Genomic DNA, 17,477 nt, shown 5'->3' on the forward strand with positions numbered 1-17,477 from the left:
AGCTAAGGTGTAATCACGCTGTGTGCGCTTAGGCCTTTGATTACTTGAAGTTGTCATAAAGAAATCCTCTTTATGTCAACGTATTTTAGGACGGGACATTCTGAATCGATAAGGCTTTTTTCTACAATGGCTTTTTCTTCTTTCAACCTCACCGTTTCAAGCGCCATTAACTTAGCCTGCATCCCCATGGCCATTTGCTCGGTAAAGGTACGGTATCTGTTAGCCATATCCACAAATTCTTGGGTGTAATAACCCAGTGCTTGATGGCAAAACACAATAACTGCGTGTTGCTGATGTACTTTAAATGGACAATAAAGTACAGAGGTGACGGGCGTGTCGAATAAGGATAGGTGGCGTTGCCACGTCGCTTGCTGTTTGATGTTGAATAGTGCTATGGGTTCACTTTTAACCGCGCGGGAGAGTGTGTCATCGATTTGCCATACGGTGTTAAGTAGCGGTGGATGGGTGCTGTTAATGCACCTCATTTTGCCAGCGCTTTCGTTCTCGAGAACAAAGCAAACTTGATAATTATATAGTCCTTTGAACACACTAAACATTTTTTTATAAAGGTCTTGTTCGTCCTCTGCGGTAAGTAATACACGAGTGCCTTCTAGCAAAGCATCGCTTTCCTTCTTATGTGCCTCAGCCTGCTGTTTAAGGCGGTAAACAAGCGCTAGATCTTCTAAAACATTTTCGTAATCTTTATTCATTGAGAGAACACTACCGCTGATATCATAAGGTTGCCGTGTCTGTTCTTGCCATCTAAAAAGCGCCCTTGCTCGCCAAAAGTAAACGGGCCGCAAATAGGTAATGCTGGAAATTTTTCTTGCAGCGAATTCAGCATGAAATTAATTTCGTCTCCAACCATCAAGCGACATCCTGCGCAGTAAATCATTAGTACGCCAACAGGCTTTCTATTTTCGGGCAGCAACATAACCGCATTGTTTATCACACGCTCTGCACGAGACGTAAGGCTAGAAATGCTACCTTCCATCAACACCAACTCTTCACCTTCTTCTACTTCTGAAAAAACATGTAGTGCACCACTTTCATCGACAGAATCGGGGTGGCACAGAAGGTAATTCACCGCACCGTTGTCTAATTCTACTGGTCTGCCTAGCGGTGCTGACGATGTTAGTCCTAAAATTTGACCGCCATATAGCTGTTGAGCGATAAGGTTATTGGTCGCTTTGTTATAAACGGTGCTTGCACCGCTATTGTTAAGCTGTTGTAGTTGGCGTCCTTTCGCTTTCGTTGCTTTAAATAGGGTATCGGTTGGCTTGTATCCTGAGCTATAACTCACCCCTAATGGAGTAGAGGGATACATAACTGCAACTACCACAGTGTGTGGTCCGCACGCATCTTTTGTAACGGTTGTCCAGTCGCCTGAAACCGTGTTGTCTGCCATTGAACCACCAAAAATAGGAACTTGAGTCCCTACAATGCTGGCGAAACCTTCAAGTATTCTTTCTTCTTCTCCTGGCGGCAACGCACACCAAATTAACGCTGGGCTTTCATAAGGTCTTCCCGCATTGTTTAGCGCATTTTGTAACGCGATGGCGCCAGCTTCAAAGGCACTGTAGCAGGAGGCGTCTGCACTTCCAACGCCGTAGGCTCCACCATCGTCATTCACACAAAAAAGCGCTAACTGGCACCCCGCGTCAACGGTACTGCCGTCGCAAAGTAGCGCTCCTAAACAAGAGCTGGAAATGAAATAAGGCGCGGTAAACGCGCTAAGGCCATGTTGAAGCTCGTTAAAAGGTAAGTCTGCATTGCCGTAGCCAATAACGAGTGAAGGTGTATTTTTACTAAATAACCTATCTATTTCGGACGCCATACTAGGTGCGTCGTTACACTCCAACAAAAATGTTTGTATATACATTCGGCCTTTACCACTCAACCATACTCTTTAATAATAGATTGAAATTAGGAAAAGCTTATTAAACATTAGTTGAAGAGTTACACGAGTTACAGTAACTGTGTTGAAGAGAACTTAATTATCGAGGTAAAACTTGTCGTGAAAGGTATAAACCCACGTTGGCTGGTAGATCACTAAAAGCGTTATCGCCATACCGTTTAACAGAGCTTCAGGAAAGACCAAAAGTGGTATAAGCAAAACGTAGTTGTCAAAAATGATGTCCCAAGTGTATGTACCCTCAATATAATAAAACGCACCGAGCGTTAGCGTCTTTAATGCAATAGAAAGAGCGGCAGGGAAAAAGGCACAAACAAAAATGTACACGAAAAGTTGTCGAGGGATACGGTGAAAAGAAAACATATAAAATAGATAGGTTATGCCAATAGGTACAACGGTGCCGAGTAGCCCGTTAACGCCAAAGTTTTCCCAACTTCCGTAGCCGACTGCGTTTGCGCCTAATAGCGCGATAAACGATGCAATAATAGCGTTTCTAAAGCCGAGCATTAATGTCAAAACTGAAAGGCCTAGAAAATGAACATCTAGGCCCTCGAAGATGCCTGCTTTAAACAACCAGAGAACGAAAAGCGAAGCAGCAGTACCAAAAATAAGGTGTTGCTGCTGCTTGTTACTCGCAAAATGAGTAAAGTCCACATGCCTGACCGCACCGAGTAATAATACACCGTAAATCAGCAATGCTAGCAGTTGTAGTGAACTCACTTTTACTCCTTAGTTAATGGCGGGGAGCAGTATTTAGTACTGTTTACCCTTTATACTCAGCCCAAATAGGCGCATGATCAGACGGCTTTTCGATGCCTCTCAGCTCATAATCAATACCGGCGTCATGTAGTTTTGCATGAAGCGGTTTTGTTGCCAAAATCAAATCTATGCGAAGGCCACGATTATCGTTGAATCCTTTTGAGCGGTAATCGAACCATGAAAACTTGTCGTTTGTCTCTGGGTTGAGTGTTCGAAAACTATCTTCAAAGCCCCAGTCAATTACTGTGTTCAACCACTCACGCTCTTCCGGCAAGAAGCTGCATTTTCCAGTTTTCAGCCAACGTTTGCGGTTGTCTTCACCAATGCCAATGTCCAAGTCTGTATGAGAGATGTTGACATCGCCCATAACAATTACGTTGTCATCTGGTGTGTGGTTATCATCTAAATAAGTCATTAAGTCTTTGTAGAACTTACGCTTAGCTGGGTACTTGGTTTCATGCTTTTCGTTTTCGCCCTGAGGGAAGTAACCATTTAGAACGGTAACGGGCTCGCCAGCATCATCGGTGGTTTTTAAAATAATCATGCGACGTTGGGCGTCTTCGTCATCTGTTGGGAAACCCATCGACACAGAAAGCGGCTCTTTCTTCGCCAAAAAAGCAACGCCGTAATGGCTCTTTTGTCCGTGGAAATAAACGTGATAGCCCATGGCCTCAACGGCTTCTACCGGAAACTGTTCGTTGTGAACTTTAATTTCCTGTAAGCCAATAATATCGGGTTGGTGTGCGTCGATAACCGCCTGAAGTTGATGTAGACGAGCGCGAATACCGTTTATATTAAATGAGATTACTTTCATGCTTTTTTAGTGGTTGCTTCGAATTTGGCTAGAGTTTACCAGAAACTGCACGGCCGCTTAACGACGTTTTGCCACTATATTAATGCATTCAGTCGATTGGCTAGATTAAGTTTATTTATAGCTAATGGTGAAATCGCTGTGTATAAAAGCTCGTCATTAGCATAAATTTAGTCATCCATTAATCACACGTTTGCCTCATGGTAGGGAGTGTCATTTGGTGCCGTGCGCTTGCCGAGTGAAATCAAAAATTCAAACCAAGCATTTGCGTCTTGCACCGCGTTCTTAACAAAGCTTTCATTATCTAGGCCGAGCTCGGGTAAGAGTGTTTCTACTTCTTGTTTGAAAGACACCCATGCTTTGGCACATCCTGCCATCGCTTGATAATACTCGGTAGGAATATCTAACGTCATGGCTTCTAACCGCCTAACAATAATGTTGGCGCCCATTGATGAGCCTAACCATACATAGATGGCTGCGATGGCTTGGCTGGTGGTTGAATTAAAGCAAGGAGTTAACTGTGCGATAGCCTGGGCGTTTAAGACTGGCTCATCTTTGTTTTTTATTCTTGTAGTAGGTTCGAGCTTGGCATGGGTGTCATTGTAACGTTGTTGAGCAGACAGTGTTGCGGACGACAACGCGTGGGTGTCATTGTTAAGCGCTAGTAGAACAACTTCGCTATTGAGCATTGAGGCGATGCGGCTAAGGGAAGGGGTCTGGAGTGCAGCCTGTTTTACGGTTGCTGCTGTTGTTTGGTGAAACACCCTCATGATGTTAAGGATGGCAAGATAGGCCTCATGGTTAAAGTCACTATCTTTGTGGTACATAGAGAAGGGAAAGGTATTTTCCAAGATAGCGTGGTTGGCATGGGTGTCTTGCTTAAGAGCAGTAAATAGATTGCGCATGAGGTAAAGGTCTTTGCGTTTAAGCTTTCACAGCGTTGAATGATTTGCTCTAACTTTATCATGGGTGTCTTCGTAACGGGCGAAAAATGTCAATGTTAATAATGTAATGGCTGATCGAGTTACAACCGGGAGTGATTCCCGTAATTTCAGGGGTAAACTTGGGTGTCTTCTTAATAATGTTTTTGATGATGAAGAAGAGCTATGGATGGGTGTCTTTGTAAGTGTGTTAGCCGAGGGGGCTTTTTTAACGTTTATTGCATTGCGCCTATTACTGGGGCAGGTATACTTGCCGCAAAATTTGAGATAGGTGAAATAACGTGTTTCCAGAAACAGTTGCAGACAAATTAAGTGATGCGGTTATCGAGCAAGCGATGAAGCTAAGTGCAGAAGACCGACAAGAGCTTGTAGTGAGCTATATTGCAAAAGCAAATGAAATTTGGATGGTGCAAGGTAGTGAAGGTTTTGTGATGTTTGAAGGTGGTGAAAGCGTTCAGCTACCAGTATTCCCGCATCACGATTTAGCTCAAAAGTTTGTAGATATAAACGAAATTGAAGGCCAATGCGTGAATATTACACTCGATGAGTTTATGCAAACTTGGTTGCCAGGCCTTGATAAGAATGGCGTTGAGCTAGTAATGTTCCCCACCACGAGTGATGTTGAAAACCTAGTTATGACTGCAGATGACTTAGCCTCAGAGCTTAGCGGAAATTAAGCAAGGTATAGAGATCATGAGTTCTCTCGAAACTTTGCTTCCTCTGGCTTCATCTTTGGCTAACGCGAAAGGGTGGGACGATTTTACTCGTACACTGATGCTTGCGGGTAAATCGCTTGTCCCGCTTCCAGCGGAAAAACGTTTGGCTGAAACAGAAGTAGAAGGGTGTGAAAGCCCGGTATGGCTTGCCACTTCTGACGAACAAGGCAGTTTGATGGCTTACTCGCCTAGCAAAGTGATTCGCGGCGTGCTTGCAGTATTGTTAGAAAAAGCAAACGAGTTAACCCCGCAGCAGCGCAGTGAATTCGACTTTGAGAGATATTTGTCTCGCTGTCAGCTGGAACGCTACTTAAGTCAGTCCCGTGGAAACGGGATTAAATCTGTAATAGCTAAATTAAAGGGCATCTAGCCGCTAAACTAGTGGCTGCCGTTATTTGTTTTTTGCTTCAATCCACTGGCTCATGTACTTGCTCGCTGTCAGTGTTTGATGCCACAACAAGCTTTGCATAAATAAACCGTTTCTATGCGTGTTAAGCGACTGTTTTAAACCAGTGATTTTTTCAATTAACGGCACTTCTGGCTGTTCGCTTTCAAATGAGCTAAGTATTGTCGCCGTTAAGTTACTAGCGCTATCCCACGTAGACTTATCATTGTGAAGTTCCACAGCTTGTCTGACGTAGTCTTGAATAACCGCTGCGTCATTTGTATTCGCGCTACAAAGCGCACCAGGCCATTGCGCTAGCTGCTTTGGATCATCGATTTCTTTTACATTGCTATTAGAAATGATTGAGTCGGTTGAAGTGATACCTTCTGCGCCTATCCACGTGGTGATACTAGGAGTAGCGCAGCGCATCGCATCAATTAGTTTGCCTTTAATGCCTGCGCCAAATCGTAAAGGAGCAATCAGCACCTTTGCGCTCAACATTATAGATTCCACATTTTCGGCCCAACCTTTTACCAAAAAGCCTTGTTTTTCGTTGTGCAGTTGGGTGGCCTTTTTAGGCGGGTAAGCGCCGTATATGTGTAATTCTGCTTTGGGTAGCGCTTTTCTTATCTCAGGCCATATGCTTTGCTTAAGTTGCAGAACCGCGTCCCAATTAGGCGCATGGCGAAAGTTCCCAATATGAACAAAGTGCGCTCTTTCCTCAAAAGGAAGCGTGACGAGGGGCGTTTTTCCTACCACAAGAGGGTGGTATTGGAGCTGCGCTCTAGGTACACCGTAATGTTCCGTCAAAAGCGCCATTTCTCGTTTTGAAATTACTAATGTAAGGTCGCTTCTTAGTATTGCTGCAACTTCTCTTTGCGCCAATTCGCTATTTAACTGAGCAAGGCGAGCATCATTGTCCTGTTTTACCGCTTCGTGCCTAGCCTGACGCAGGCTGTGCAAATCTTCAGTGTTTAAAACTCGAAGTGCATCTGGGCACGCTTCTTTTACTCGCCAAGAAAATTGCTCTTCTGTCATGTAGCGGTCGAATATAACAACGTCAGGCTTTATATGCGCTATTTGGCTATTAAAAGAACTACAATTCAATGCCACAGAATGCACATCAACGCCTAATGCTGTAAGGTCTTCTTTATGGTCGCTATCGGTGGCAGCGGTCAGAAATGTCACATGGAAATCGGCAGATAAGCAACGCTTAATAATAGCTAACATATTTTGGCCCGCGGCCGAAGAATTTGGCTCAGGCCACACATAACCGATAACAGCGACATTTAACATGGATGGATTACAACTTTTGCTTTAAGAATTTTGCCATCAAGGGCATAGTGAATAGTATGCAAATACTACCATAAATTTGAATTGGTCATTACAAAAGCAAGTGTTCCTTAGAAAATCTAATTCTTATAGGTAATTACCCTAAGTTTTTCTGTGTATTAGAATTATTTGTATGTAAAAAGGGGCAAAAAGCTATAATACAGGCCTTCCAGAGATGCGCTGAATACACGAGTGTAGTGCGTATCAGCGGCGTTGCGTGGATTGTTGATGTTCAGCGTAAAGCAAGATTTTCAAATTGAAAATGAGCCCCGCGGTATCAAGGCTTATGAAGGATTCAGGTTAACTTAATGATTAGTAAAGAAATCATACTTTTTTACTAGTTGATACTTATTGACCAACTACATTTTTGTGCCTATACCTTAATGGACACAAGGCGAATGGAGGTGCCTTCAACGCTATATTGACAAAGGCGGCATGAAAGAGAGTGCACGAATGAATTTAGATGAATTAGTTTCGAAAGCGGAAAACCTCTTTGTTTTACCTGATTCGGTAACTCGACTTAAAGCTTGTATGGATGATGAAGCTTCAAGCATTGACGACATCGGCGATATTATTGCTTTCGATCCGTCATTGGCAACGCAATTGCTAAGAGTAGCAAACTCAGCGCTCTATCGTTTTCCTAATAAAATAGACACCGTCACAAGAGCCATCCAGGTAGTGGGGACTCGCTCCACTTACGACTTGGCACTGGCTTATGGCGTAAGCCAAGCATTCAGTGATGTAGACGGTCAACGTATCGATCTCGACAAGTTTTGGGAGCAAAGTGTTTCGTGCGGTCTTCTGGCAAAGTACTTTGCGGATATGCGCAACATTCGTGAGCCTGAGCGACTCTTTGTTTCGGGGCTGCTTCACAACATAGGCGAGCTGGTAACCGTTTCGGTTTTGCCTGAGTCGGCAACCCGTTGTCAGGCATTCAACACCAGAGTAAGTCCTGCTGAACTTCAATTTGGAGTGCTAGGGTTCACGTATGCGGAATTATCGGCAAGATTAATTGAAAAGTGGGATATTCCAAGCTCTATTTATACGCCAATTGCCGGTATCCACAAAGAAGAGGAGGAGTCTGCTTCTACAGATGAGAAGATTCTACAACTCTCGTATGTTTTGGCACTCGATAACGTTAACCCTGAGATCTACCCGAGTTATCACAACTTAAAGCCAGAATTGCATGAGGCATTGTCGCTTAATCGCGAAGATTTAGAAGACGCGCTAGATATAACCAACCTGCAGTGTATTTCGGTAATTTCCCTGTTTAACCCTAACGCGTTTATGCTGTATTAACGTAACGTTTTTAACGTGCTTTTCGAAATGCCGTAGCGATCAGTCGAAAATCGCTACGGTTTGCCTACTGATGGCAATCACTTCATTATCCTTATCCCAAATCGTCGCTTCAGTATGGCCATAACCATCTGCAGCTTGTCTTGTGTGAGCTTTATAAGCAAACCAGTCTGTCGGGCTTACCGGCTTGTGAGGATGGATAAATTCTAAGTTCCAACTTACTGTACTGGCTGGTGCCGGAAGCTTCATCATTTGTAAAAGTGTAGGTGGCCATGCGTCGATCATAGTAATGATATGTGCATCAGTGATGGCTTCGGGGGCCTGTTTGAAGCGCATAAAGCCGTGGTAATGGCTGGTTTTTCTGCGCGTAAATGGAATGCCGCCATCTTCAATTGCCAAATCAAAATAGCGCAAGAATTTAGGCGTAACTTTAGGTATTTGCGGGATGAACTTTGCTTTATTCGGCTGAGGCATGTCGTGTGTATCTGTATTCTCAACTTGAATACCTGACTGACGCGCAACACCAAAACAGGCTTGCGAAAAAACACAGCTTTTGCCGTCTTGAATAGCATGAGCGGTGAACTGAGAGACATTTTTCCCTGTTCTAAGTAGCGTTACTTCGATAGAAAAAGGCACTTCAAGTGATAGGGGACCAACAAAGTTAGTGGTAAAAGAGCGCAGCACGCGGTTATCAGTGACTTGCTGCTTTACTGCGGTGTAAAGCATACCGGCAGAAATTCCTCCAAACGCAGTTCGTCCCTGTCCCCACGTCTTAGGGATAACTAGTCCATCAACTTTCCATGTGTTTTCCGAAGTTTGGGATAATTGAGGAATATTGAGCAATTCATCTACTGTCATATTTGCTTGTCTGGTCTGATGAGTTAAGTGTTTGTCATCGTACCTTAAGCGCTATAGAACGAAAAGCCTCAGTTAGAAATTTTCGTTATGTTAACAAATAAGTAACAATTAGTTGTTTATTTTTTTGCCTAATGCATAGACTGGGCTATTGTCACTCAAAAGGACTGTTATGGCCCATACTCACGTTGAAGGTATTCCCGCTGCAGAAGCAGGAGCATCTAGAAGTTACCGGAATTACGTTCTATTCATATTAACCTTGGTGTATGCCTTTAACTTTATAGACAGGCAAATCATTGGGATTTTATCTCCTTTTATCAAAGCCGATTTGGGGTTAGATGACGCCCAACTTGGGTGGCTTAAAGGTATCTACTTTGCGCTACTTTATACCGTGATGGGGATCCCAATTGCATGGCTTGCCGACAGGTACAGCCGCGTTAATATCATTGCGATCTCTCTAACGCTTTGGAGTGGATTTACCGCTGCATCTGGGTTAGCTGCCAATTACATGCAGCTTGCCATAGCACGTATTGGTGTCGGCATTGGTGAAGCGGGTGGTAGTCCACCGTCCCACAGTATTATTTCTGACTTATTCCCTAAAGAAAAACGCGCGGGCGCGCTCGCAATATACTCTTTAGGTATTTCTTTTGGCGTCATGCTTGCGTTTTTTGCATCAGCGTTCTTTTTACAGGGTGGTTCTGCCGACTGGCGAACGGTAATGTACAGCGTGGGTATTCCAGGGGTGTTACTGGCTATTTTGCTTAAGCTCACGGTCAAGGAACCTGCCAGAACGGTCTCTTTACCAAGCGCAGATGATGCGAATAAGCCGAGTGTAAAGTCGTCCCTCAAGATGTTACTGAAAATTCCGACGTGGTGGGGAATGGCACTGGGTATTTCCTTTGGATCATTCGGTAACTATGCCATATCGACGTGGGTAATTGATTACTACGTTCGCGCCTTTGCGGGTTTAGATATTACACAGTTGCTAATCGTTTTTGGCATTATCAATGGCACCGCCTATGCGCTCGGTGTATGGCTAGGAGGCTATATTGCTGATAGATGGGGTAAGCACAATAAAAAAGCTTATGCGTTATTGCCCGCTATCGCACTTATTATTGGTGTGCCGGCATTTTATGCATCGTTACAAGTGCAAGATTTGTGGTTATCAGTAGGGCTCATGGCGCTGTTGTTATTCACCAGTGGTTCATATCTAGGCCCAAGTTTTGCGATGGCACAGACACTAGCTCCAATAAACGTAAGAGCCATGTCGACAGCGTTATTCTTCTTTGTATTGAACATCATTGCTCTGGGCGGTGGCCCAACGCTGACTGGTATTATTAGCCAAGCATTGGTGCCATCTTTAGGCGAGACGGAGGCATTGAGACAGGCACTCATCTACCTAGTAGTTCCTTACGCGCTTTCTATTGCCGTGTTCTTATGGACGAGCACAAAGATTGTAAAAGATTGGGAAATGGCAGAAGCCAGAGGCTTATAGTATTATCGAACTTTCATGCTAAGGGGCTGATTTAAAGCCCCTTTGTTGTTTGAGTATAAAGGAGTGTATTGGTGACATCGTCAGAGTTGAGTTTTCATTTTGCCCATGCAAATGGATTTCCGGCAGGTAGTTATAATGCGATGTTTTCAGCGTTACCTGATCACTTTCACCGTCTTCATGTTGAGCGCTTCGGACACGATCCTCAGCTTCCTGTGAATGGTAACTGGCGCAATCAAGTTCAAGAACTTATCAAGCATATAAAAAAAGAGAACAAGGATCCGCGAGGCGTGTATGGTATTGGGCATTCATTTGGTGCTGTAATTACCTACATGGCGGCTTGCGAAGCGCCAGAGCTGTTCAGAGGCATCATTTTATTCGATCCGCCACTTGTTGTCGGCCCGTTAAGTTACTTTTTTAAATTCGCGAAACACACGCCGTTAATTAACAAGCTTACGCCAGCGAAACTCGCGCAAACACGCAATACCAGTTGGCCAAGCAATACCGATATGGTGGCGTACTTTCACAGCAAAGCATTGTTTAGGGATATGGATAAACGATGCGTGCGCGATTATGTAAAATCTGTAACCGCCTTGAAGGGGGACAATATTTCGCTCACATTTCGTGCAGAAGTAGAAGCAGATTTGTTTCGCAATGTTCCGCACAATTTGGGTAAATATAAAGGAAGGCTTAAGTGTCCGGCCGTATTGGCGACAGGAAGCAAAAGTAACGTGTGTAAGCCAGAAATGTACTCGCGGCTTCTGAAGCATAATGCTATTGAGCATAGCGTGCTCGATGGTGGCCATATGTTTCCACTAGAACACCCTGAGCAGGTAGCGAGCTTTATTGAGCGTACATTAACGCAGTGGAGTAATGAGGCGAATTAAATATTACAGAGATTGATTTAAGCGCTTTAACGCCAAAATCAATCTCGCCATAACATTAGGATAAATGAGTTAGTCGTGCTTTCTAGGCTTGCTTAGTCCACCCACGGGTTGACCTAACATTTCTCGCGTCACCAGTACCACGCCTTTTTCAGATACGCGGAACCCACGTGCCTTGTCTTGCTCGTGATCGTAACCAATTGTAGTTCCTTCAGGAATGACACAACCTCGATCGATAATCACCTTTTTCAGCTTGCAATGGCGTTTGATTTCCACATCAGGAAGAATTACGGCGTCTTCAATAAGGCCATAGGAATGTACGCGTACATTGGAAAAGCAAATAGATGAACGAAGTGTAGAGCCTGAAATTATACAACCCCCAGAAACTACGGAGTTAATCGCTTCACCACGTCTGTCGTGGTCTTCCCAAACAAATTTTGCTGGTGGCAGTTGCTCTTGGTATGTCCATATGGGCCATTTTCTATCGTAAAGGTTCAATTGAGGTACAGGAGCAACCATTTCCATATTGGCTTCCCAAAATGAATCGATAGTACCTACATCGCGCCAATAGGCGTTGTCTCCGCCACTTTTCTCAAAAGGATAAGCGTATACAGGGTGGTCGGCGATGATTGATGGAATGATGTCTTTACCGAAGTCTCGCTGCGAGCCCATATTTTCAGCATCAACACGTAATTGTTCGAATAAAAACTCTGTATCAAACACGTAATTGCCCATAGATGCTAAGCAGCGCGTTGGGTCATTAGGAAGTGGAGTAGGGTTAGCTGGCTTCTCTTCAAATCCGTTAATACGATAGTTTTCATCAACCGACATAACGCCAAACGCACCTGCAGCTTCTTCCAAGGGCACCGACATACATGAAACCGTCATTTTGGCACCAGACTCTTTGTGCTTGGCCAACATATCACCGTAGTCCATGCGGTAGATGTGGTCGCCTGAAAGGATCATGACATATTTTGGAAGCTCATCACGAATGATATCTATGTTTTGGAAGACCGCGTCTGCGGTTCCTTCATACCAACTGTCGGAGAAACGTTGAGAAGCGGGTAGGATTTCTACAGATTCGCCAAGTTCTTTTTTGAAATGACCCCAACCGCGAACCAAGTGACGAATAAGAGAATGCGACTTGTATTGGGTAACCACGCCTATTCGACGGATACCTGAATTAACACAATTTGATAGCGGGAAATCGATAATTCTAAATTTACCGCCGAAATAAAGTGCCGGTTTGGCTCGCCAATTAGTGAGCTCGTGTAGTCTAGAACCTTTACCACCCGCGAGGATGAGCGCATATGTATCGCGAGTAAGGTTACTGATGTAACGAGAACTTTGATCTGCCATTTCCTATAAACTCCTGTAATAAAGCGACAACTGTGTATCGATAGAAATATAAAAAGAAAACGAAGTGTTGCGATTGACTGCGCTATGCATGATAGGCCTGATTGAACAGGCTTTCTTGATAACCTAAATCCATATTACACAAGATAATTTAGAATGACAGCGCGATTTTCATGCTTTGTGATGAAATGGTAAATGTTTTTAAAAAATTGTAGGTTGGGGGGCTCTCGCCCTTACAGAGACACCCACCCTAATTCCCTTAATCTCATCCAATGGCATTCAACTGTTGCTCTTACAAAGACACCCACCCTTATCTTTTATTCTTAAGCTGGAATAGGCTTCTAGAATAAAAGTATTAGCATGACACCCATCGCTACTATGAGTTAGTTACTTAGTAAATTCGACGATAAAAAAGTTAGCGAGACACGCAACTCAATTTCATCATGCGCATCCAGAAGAGACCCTCGATCAAAGCAAATCACTGTGTAGACACCCATTTTTAAACTGTAGAAAGTTAGTCTACACTTTGCTCGATAAACGAAGTGGTTACTTCATGCATCATAAGGTTTTATTGCTGAGTGTCCTTTCTCGGTAACGCGAAAGAGAAGGCTCATAATAGTTATGTTGAGTATAAATTTGCTTTCAACTGCGTTAAACATGACGGGATGGGTGTCTATCTAACAGTAAAATGAGCAAGAAAGATCTTTAAGTGACAAATGTTAATTAAATGTTATATTTGAAGGGGCAATTCTTTTATGGAGTCTCAGATGGGAGCGTTAAAAAAACTCTTAATGGTCGTAGGTGTTGTTATCGTATTATTTGTCGCAACGAGCTTTTTTATTCCTAAAGATTACAGCGTTGAAAGAACAATTAATATTGATGCTCAGCCATCAGAAATATATCCCTATGTCGTTGATTTGAAAGAGTGGAAGAAATGGGGCGTATGGTTCAAGCGTGATCCTGATATGAAACTTGATTATTCAGGGCCTGATAGGGCTATTGGGATGCGTTCCGAGTGGTTAAGTGAAACCGAGGGAAATGGAGAAATGGAGATTACGCAACTAGAGCATAACAGACGTGTGATGTACCGATTATATTTTCCCGATTTTGACATGGGTTCATCGGGCGTCGTAGAAATTGAGCCTACAGAAAATGGTTCTCTTGTAACCTGGAGAGATGAAGGTTCGGTAGATAATAACCCAATAAACAAATATTTTGCTTTGATGATGGACAGCATGATTGGTCCTGATTTCGAAATGGGTCTAGAAAATCTCAAAATACTCGCCGAAAACGCTGGGTAGGGCATACAACTTTCTGATCTGACTGAATAAGTGCACCGTATATGTTCAATCGAATTGCGGTGCATGCTTACCTTCCATGAAACAAAAAAATTTACTTATTACAGGCCTTTCGCTTAATAAACTAGCCGACCTACTGATCTCTGCTAAAACAACCTTGACCGCACTTCTTATTAGCATTGGCGCACCAGTTTGGATGATAGGCTGGCTGGTTCCAATTAGAGAGTCGGGCGCGCTTCTGCCTCAAGTACTTATTAGCATTTATCTTCGAAAACATACTCAGCGGCACTTGGTTTGGCGTGTCGGTATGCTCACACAAACGCTTTCAGTTTTCTGTATGCTGCTCGCGGTCATTTCATTTTCAGGGGGCTTGGCGGGTACCTTGATACTTATTTCCCTTGTCTTCTTGAGCCTGGGTCGCTCTGCCTGTTCTCTTACCGTGAAAGATATGGAGGCTGACGTAGCTAAGAAAGGAGAGCGGGGTAACCTAATCGGAATTGCATCTACCGTTTCAGGCATGGTCACCCTTGTTATCGCTATACCTTTGACAATTTACGACGGCTCTCTTTCTTCGAACGTGCTGCTGATAGTCTTGTGCGGGAGTCTTTTATCATTTGTTTTGACCCTTATATGTGTATGGCCTGTTAAAACGACGGTAGATGTGGGTGGTAAAGAGGAAAAAGCGTTTAGTATTGACTTCGACGCCACGGTTTACAAATTCATTTTGGTAAGAGGACTTTTTGTTCACTCAGCCTTGGTTGCGCCTTATTTTATGATAGAAAAAAATGGAGATGTAAAAGAGCTGCTTCCTATTTATATAGGAGCCGAAGCAACTGCTGCTCTTTTATCATCAATAATTTGGGGAAAGATTGCAGACAAAAGCGCAAAGTTAACACTTCAAATTTCAGGGGTACTCGCAATAATTTCATGCATTGGTTTGCTTACATTGCAAACGACGACGATTGTAACCTCTGCACTGTTGTTTTTCTTGTTATCGGTATCCCATGCTGGCGTAAGAACCGGACGGAAAACATATAGTTTAGATGTTAAAGAAGGCCATGAAAGAACAGAGCTGGTTGGCTTCTCAAACACGGCTATAGGTATGATTTTATTAGCATTCGGTGCACTTTACGCTGCATTAACCCCTGTTTTAACCTTTTCAGTGGTTTATATTATGGCTGGTATGCTGTTACTGGCAATTATCACTACTGTTATCTTACCTGACGAGAAGTAGAATGGTTTAGTCAAAGCATATCGCTGCCGAAGATATTTTGGCCATTCGTTTTCTTTTAGTATTTGCTTGGAACTTCCGCATAGATGAACCGTCTCCTGCCGCGACTGAAAACACGTTTTCGAAATCACTGATAATGTGATGCCAATGATGTTGGCATACACCAAGAGGTTTTACTTGTTGAATGGGGCTCGTTTGAGCGGCTGTCGAATAGGTGTCGCGCAACAGTTCGATTGACTGGTTGAGAAGATCGCAGTAGTCATTCAACGTTAAATCTAAGCCGCGAGTGTTTCTACATCGTTGGTGGCTCTTTAATGGCATTAACCCTTTTATTGTCTTGTTTTGTGAAATACTCGTGTTCAATCTTTTATTAATGCTTGTGTGATATGAGTCTTGTAAGCCCGTTGCGACCTTTGCGCGTATAGGGTTTAAGTCAACATATGCCATACATGACAGTAGAGCTTTTTCTGTTAGCAATGCTTGTGAACGGAAGCGACCTTCCCAAAATCTACCAGTACAATCGTCCTCTTCGTTTGCTTTTCTCGCAATATACTCGTTTAAATTTCTCATGAACCAGCTTATGTCGTAGAGCCTTTTTCTATACACATCAGCAGTACTTTTAACTGTCTCATACTCACTTTCGCTCAAGATCTCGCCCTTCATAAACTTTTGAGTAAGTACGGTTCCTTTGTGCATTTTATGCCATTGATGTAACACAGTTTGTAATGACCATGAGAGCGCTGCCTCTTTATTCACGCATAAAACGATATGGACATGGTTGCTCATAACAGCGTATGCACAAATATCTATCGCGAATACCCGGCTCAAAAATAACAGCCGTTGTTCTACCCACGATTTTCGATGCTCGTAACTAATTCTATTGTTTCGGTCGTACCCGCATAAGTAGCTACGGCGCACGCAGCGAGATATACAATGATAGTAGGGTGTATCTTTTAAACTAATGAGGGATTTTCTGCTTTGAGCCATGTTAGATAAATGCAAGGTAATTAGTCATTGTGTGACCTTAGCATTGTGAATATTCAGTTGTGACCTGACCGATGGACTTGTTTTGTTTTAGAAGAGACACCCAACGTAAGACTTTTCGCTGAAAAGTAATGAATATTTGAAGAGACATCCATTGCAAAGCGAACTAGCTGAGCGTGAAAGAATGTATTTTTGAGTTTGTGCCTATAAACTTATAAAGACACCCATTACATAAACGGTGATTTTACGTGAAACTTCACAATTAGGGTGGGTGTCTTTCTCAGAGGGTAGAGGGGGCGCATTGCCGCATCCCCCCATCAGTTTTTTATTTTGCTAGAAGCGCATTAGCTGCTTTCGACACGGGAGAGCGGCCTAAAAGTTCTGAAATGTAAGAAGACGCTTTTAACAATTTCGTCATGTCTATACCTGTTGATATACCCATACCGTTTAACATATATAGGACGTCTTCCGTTGCAACATTTCCACTTGCTCCTTTGGCATACGGGCAGCCTCCAAGTCCTGCAACAGCTGAATCAATTGATGAGATGCCGTATCCAAGGGCAGTGTATAAATTCACTAGCGCTTGTCCATAAGTATCATGAAAATGGGCGGCAACTTTGCTGACACTAATCTCTTTCAATACTTCATCTAATAGTAGTCTTGTAGACATTGGTGTGCCTACGCCGATAGTATCGCCAAGGGATACTTCGTAACACCCCATGTCAATAAGTTCCTTACTCACCTGTGTAACGGCACTAGGTGAAATTTCACCTTCATAAGGACACCCCATTACACATGAAACGTAGCCCCTCACTTTGATTTTGCTTTCGCTTGCCAGGTCAAACACAGCCTCGAAACGCTTTAAGCTCTCGCTTATAGAGCAGTTAATGTTCTTTTGTGAAAAGGACTCAGAGGCAGCACCGAATACTGCAACCTCTTTCGCACCCGCTTCAATGGCTGCTTCCAAGCCCTTAAGGTTGGGTGTCAATGCAGAATAATGAATCTTGTCTTCGGGGCTAAGCGCCTTAAAAACCGCATCCGAGTTTGCCATTTGGGGCACCCATTTGGGTGATACAAAGCTTCCTGCTTCGATACGGTTAAGGCCAGTTTTAGAAAGAAGTTGAATAAGTTCAATCTTTTGTTCGGCGCTTAAGGCCTGCTTTTCATTCTGAAGGCCATCTCGAGGACCTACTTCAACAATACTCACTTCTTTAGGAAACAT

Annotated in this window: 17 protein-coding genes; 7 read left to right on the forward strand and 10 right to left on the reverse strand. The window is 43.4% G+C overall.

The annotated features are described in order from the left end of the window. Nucleotides 1-53: 53 nt before the first annotated feature. The 5 genes from MHN09_RS07025 to MHN09_RS07045 all read right to left on the reverse strand — a co-directional run bounded on the left by MHN09_RS07025 (nt 54) and on the right by MHN09_RS07045 (nt 4,390). Nucleotides 54-710 carry a hypothetical protein gene (locus MHN09_RS07025; RefSeq protein ID WP_239239847.1) on the reverse strand — a complete coding sequence of 219 codons (657 nt, stop codon included), beginning with the start codon at nt 708-710 and terminating at the stop codon, nt 54-56. Further along, nucleotides 707-1,882: an FIST C-terminal domain-containing protein gene (locus tag MHN09_RS07030; RefSeq protein ID WP_014979054.1), complete on the reverse strand. Its 1,176-nt coding sequence runs from the start codon at nt 1,880-1,882 to the stop codon at nt 707-709. The genes MHN09_RS07025 and MHN09_RS07030 overlap by 4 nt, the downstream gene beginning before the upstream one ends. A 111-nt stretch (nt 1,883-1,993) precedes the next feature. Then, entirely contained in the window at nt 1,994-2,635 is a 642-nt protein-coding gene (locus tag MHN09_RS07035; RefSeq protein ID WP_014979055.1) for an energy-coupling factor ABC transporter permease, read from the reverse strand. A gap of 43 nt (nt 2,636-2,678) precedes the next feature. Further along, complete coding sequence (gene xthA / locus MHN09_RS07040; protein ID WP_014949143.1) at nt 2,679-3,488, reverse strand: exodeoxyribonuclease III; 810 nt, start codon at nt 3,486-3,488, stop codon at nt 2,679-2,681. Between the two features lie 182 nt (nt 3,489-3,670). After that, nucleotides 3,671-4,390, reverse strand: a complete 720-nt coding sequence (locus tag MHN09_RS07045; RefSeq protein ID WP_239239850.1) for a hypothetical protein — start codon at nt 4,388-4,390, stop codon at nt 3,671-3,673. Nucleotides 4,391-4,707: 317 nt separating this feature from the next. Between MHN09_RS07045 and MHN09_RS07050 the strand changes: the two genes are divergently transcribed. Beyond that, nucleotides 4,708-5,103 carry a DUF2750 domain-containing protein gene (locus MHN09_RS07050; RefSeq protein ID WP_039227089.1) on the forward strand — a complete coding sequence of 132 codons (396 nt, stop codon included), beginning with the start codon at nt 4,708-4,710 and terminating at the stop codon, nt 5,101-5,103. 16 nt (nt 5,104-5,119) lie between these two features. Next, on the forward strand, nt 5,120-5,512 hold the full coding sequence (locus MHN09_RS07055) for a SufE family protein (protein ID WP_110287960.1): 393 nt from the start codon (nt 5,120-5,122) through the stop codon (nt 5,510-5,512). A 21-nt stretch (nt 5,513-5,533) separates the two neighbouring features. Here the strand turns inward: MHN09_RS07055 and MHN09_RS07060 are convergent, their stop codons facing one another. Beyond that, entirely contained in the window at nt 5,534-6,823 is a 1,290-nt protein-coding gene (locus MHN09_RS07060) for a glycosyltransferase family 4 protein (protein ID WP_239239853.1), read from the reverse strand. A 489-nt stretch (nt 6,824-7,312) separates the two neighbouring features. Between MHN09_RS07060 and MHN09_RS07065 the strand changes: the two genes are divergently transcribed. Then, on the forward strand, nt 7,313-8,158 hold the full coding sequence (locus MHN09_RS07065) for an HDOD domain-containing protein (protein ID WP_239239856.1): 846 nt from the start codon (nt 7,313-7,315) through the stop codon (nt 8,156-8,158). A gap of 39 nt (nt 8,159-8,197) precedes the next feature. On the opposite strand, the gene MHN09_RS07070 is transcribed toward MHN09_RS07065, so the two are convergent. Then, nucleotides 8,198-9,013 carry a thioesterase family protein gene (locus MHN09_RS07070; protein WP_239239859.1) on the reverse strand — a complete coding sequence of 272 codons (816 nt, stop codon included), beginning with the start codon at nt 9,011-9,013 and terminating at the stop codon, nt 8,198-8,200. A gap of 169 nt (nt 9,014-9,182) precedes the next feature. Here MHN09_RS07070 and MHN09_RS07075 point away from each other — a divergent pair, with 169 nt between their 5' ends. Beyond that, nucleotides 9,183-10,505 (forward strand): MFS transporter, encoded by a 1,323-nt coding sequence (locus tag MHN09_RS07075; RefSeq protein WP_239239862.1) that lies wholly within the window; start codon nt 9,183-9,185, stop codon nt 10,503-10,505. Nucleotides 10,506-10,576: 71 nt separating this feature from the next. Beyond that, nucleotides 10,577-11,389: an alpha/beta hydrolase gene (locus MHN09_RS07080; protein WP_239239865.1), complete on the forward strand. Its 813-nt coding sequence runs from the start codon at nt 10,577-10,579 to the stop codon at nt 11,387-11,389. A 69-nt stretch (nt 11,390-11,458) separates the two neighbouring features. Here the strand turns inward: MHN09_RS07080 and glgC are convergent, their stop codons facing one another. Further along, a complete protein-coding gene (gene glgC, locus MHN09_RS07085) occupies nt 11,459-12,745 on the reverse strand; it encodes a glucose-1-phosphate adenylyltransferase (protein WP_014976266.1) in 1,287 nt (428 codons plus the stop codon). Nucleotides 12,746-13,509: 764 nt separating this feature from the next. Between glgC and MHN09_RS07090 the strand changes: the two genes are divergently transcribed. Both MHN09_RS07090 and MHN09_RS07095 read left to right on the forward strand, forming a co-directional pair. Then, nucleotides 13,510-14,043: an SRPBCC family protein gene (locus MHN09_RS07090; RefSeq protein ID WP_014976267.1), complete on the forward strand. Its 534-nt coding sequence runs from the start codon at nt 13,510-13,512 to the stop codon at nt 14,041-14,043. 76 nt (nt 14,044-14,119) lie between these two features. Then, entirely contained in the window at nt 14,120-15,274 is a 1,155-nt protein-coding gene (locus MHN09_RS07095; RefSeq protein ID WP_239239868.1) for an MFS transporter, read from the forward strand. A 6-nt stretch (nt 15,275-15,280) separates the two neighbouring features. Here MHN09_RS07095 and MHN09_RS07100 read toward each other — a convergent pair whose 3' ends face one another. Both MHN09_RS07100 and MHN09_RS07105 read right to left on the reverse strand, forming a co-directional pair. Beyond that, nucleotides 15,281-15,967, reverse strand: a complete 687-nt coding sequence (locus tag MHN09_RS07100; RefSeq protein WP_239239871.1) for a hypothetical protein — start codon at nt 15,965-15,967, stop codon at nt 15,281-15,283. A gap of 613 nt (nt 15,968-16,580) precedes the next feature. After that, the gene (locus tag MHN09_RS07105; RefSeq protein ID WP_275446463.1) at nt 16,581-17,477 is read right to left on the reverse strand and encodes a hydroxymethylglutaryl-CoA lyase; all 897 of its coding nucleotides are present in this window, start codon (nt 17,475-17,477) and stop codon (nt 16,581-16,583) included.

This window comes from Alteromonas sp. MmMcT2-5, from assembly GCF_022348315.1.
GTDB lineage: Bacteria > Pseudomonadota > Gammaproteobacteria > Enterobacterales > Alteromonadaceae > Alteromonas > Alteromonas macleodii.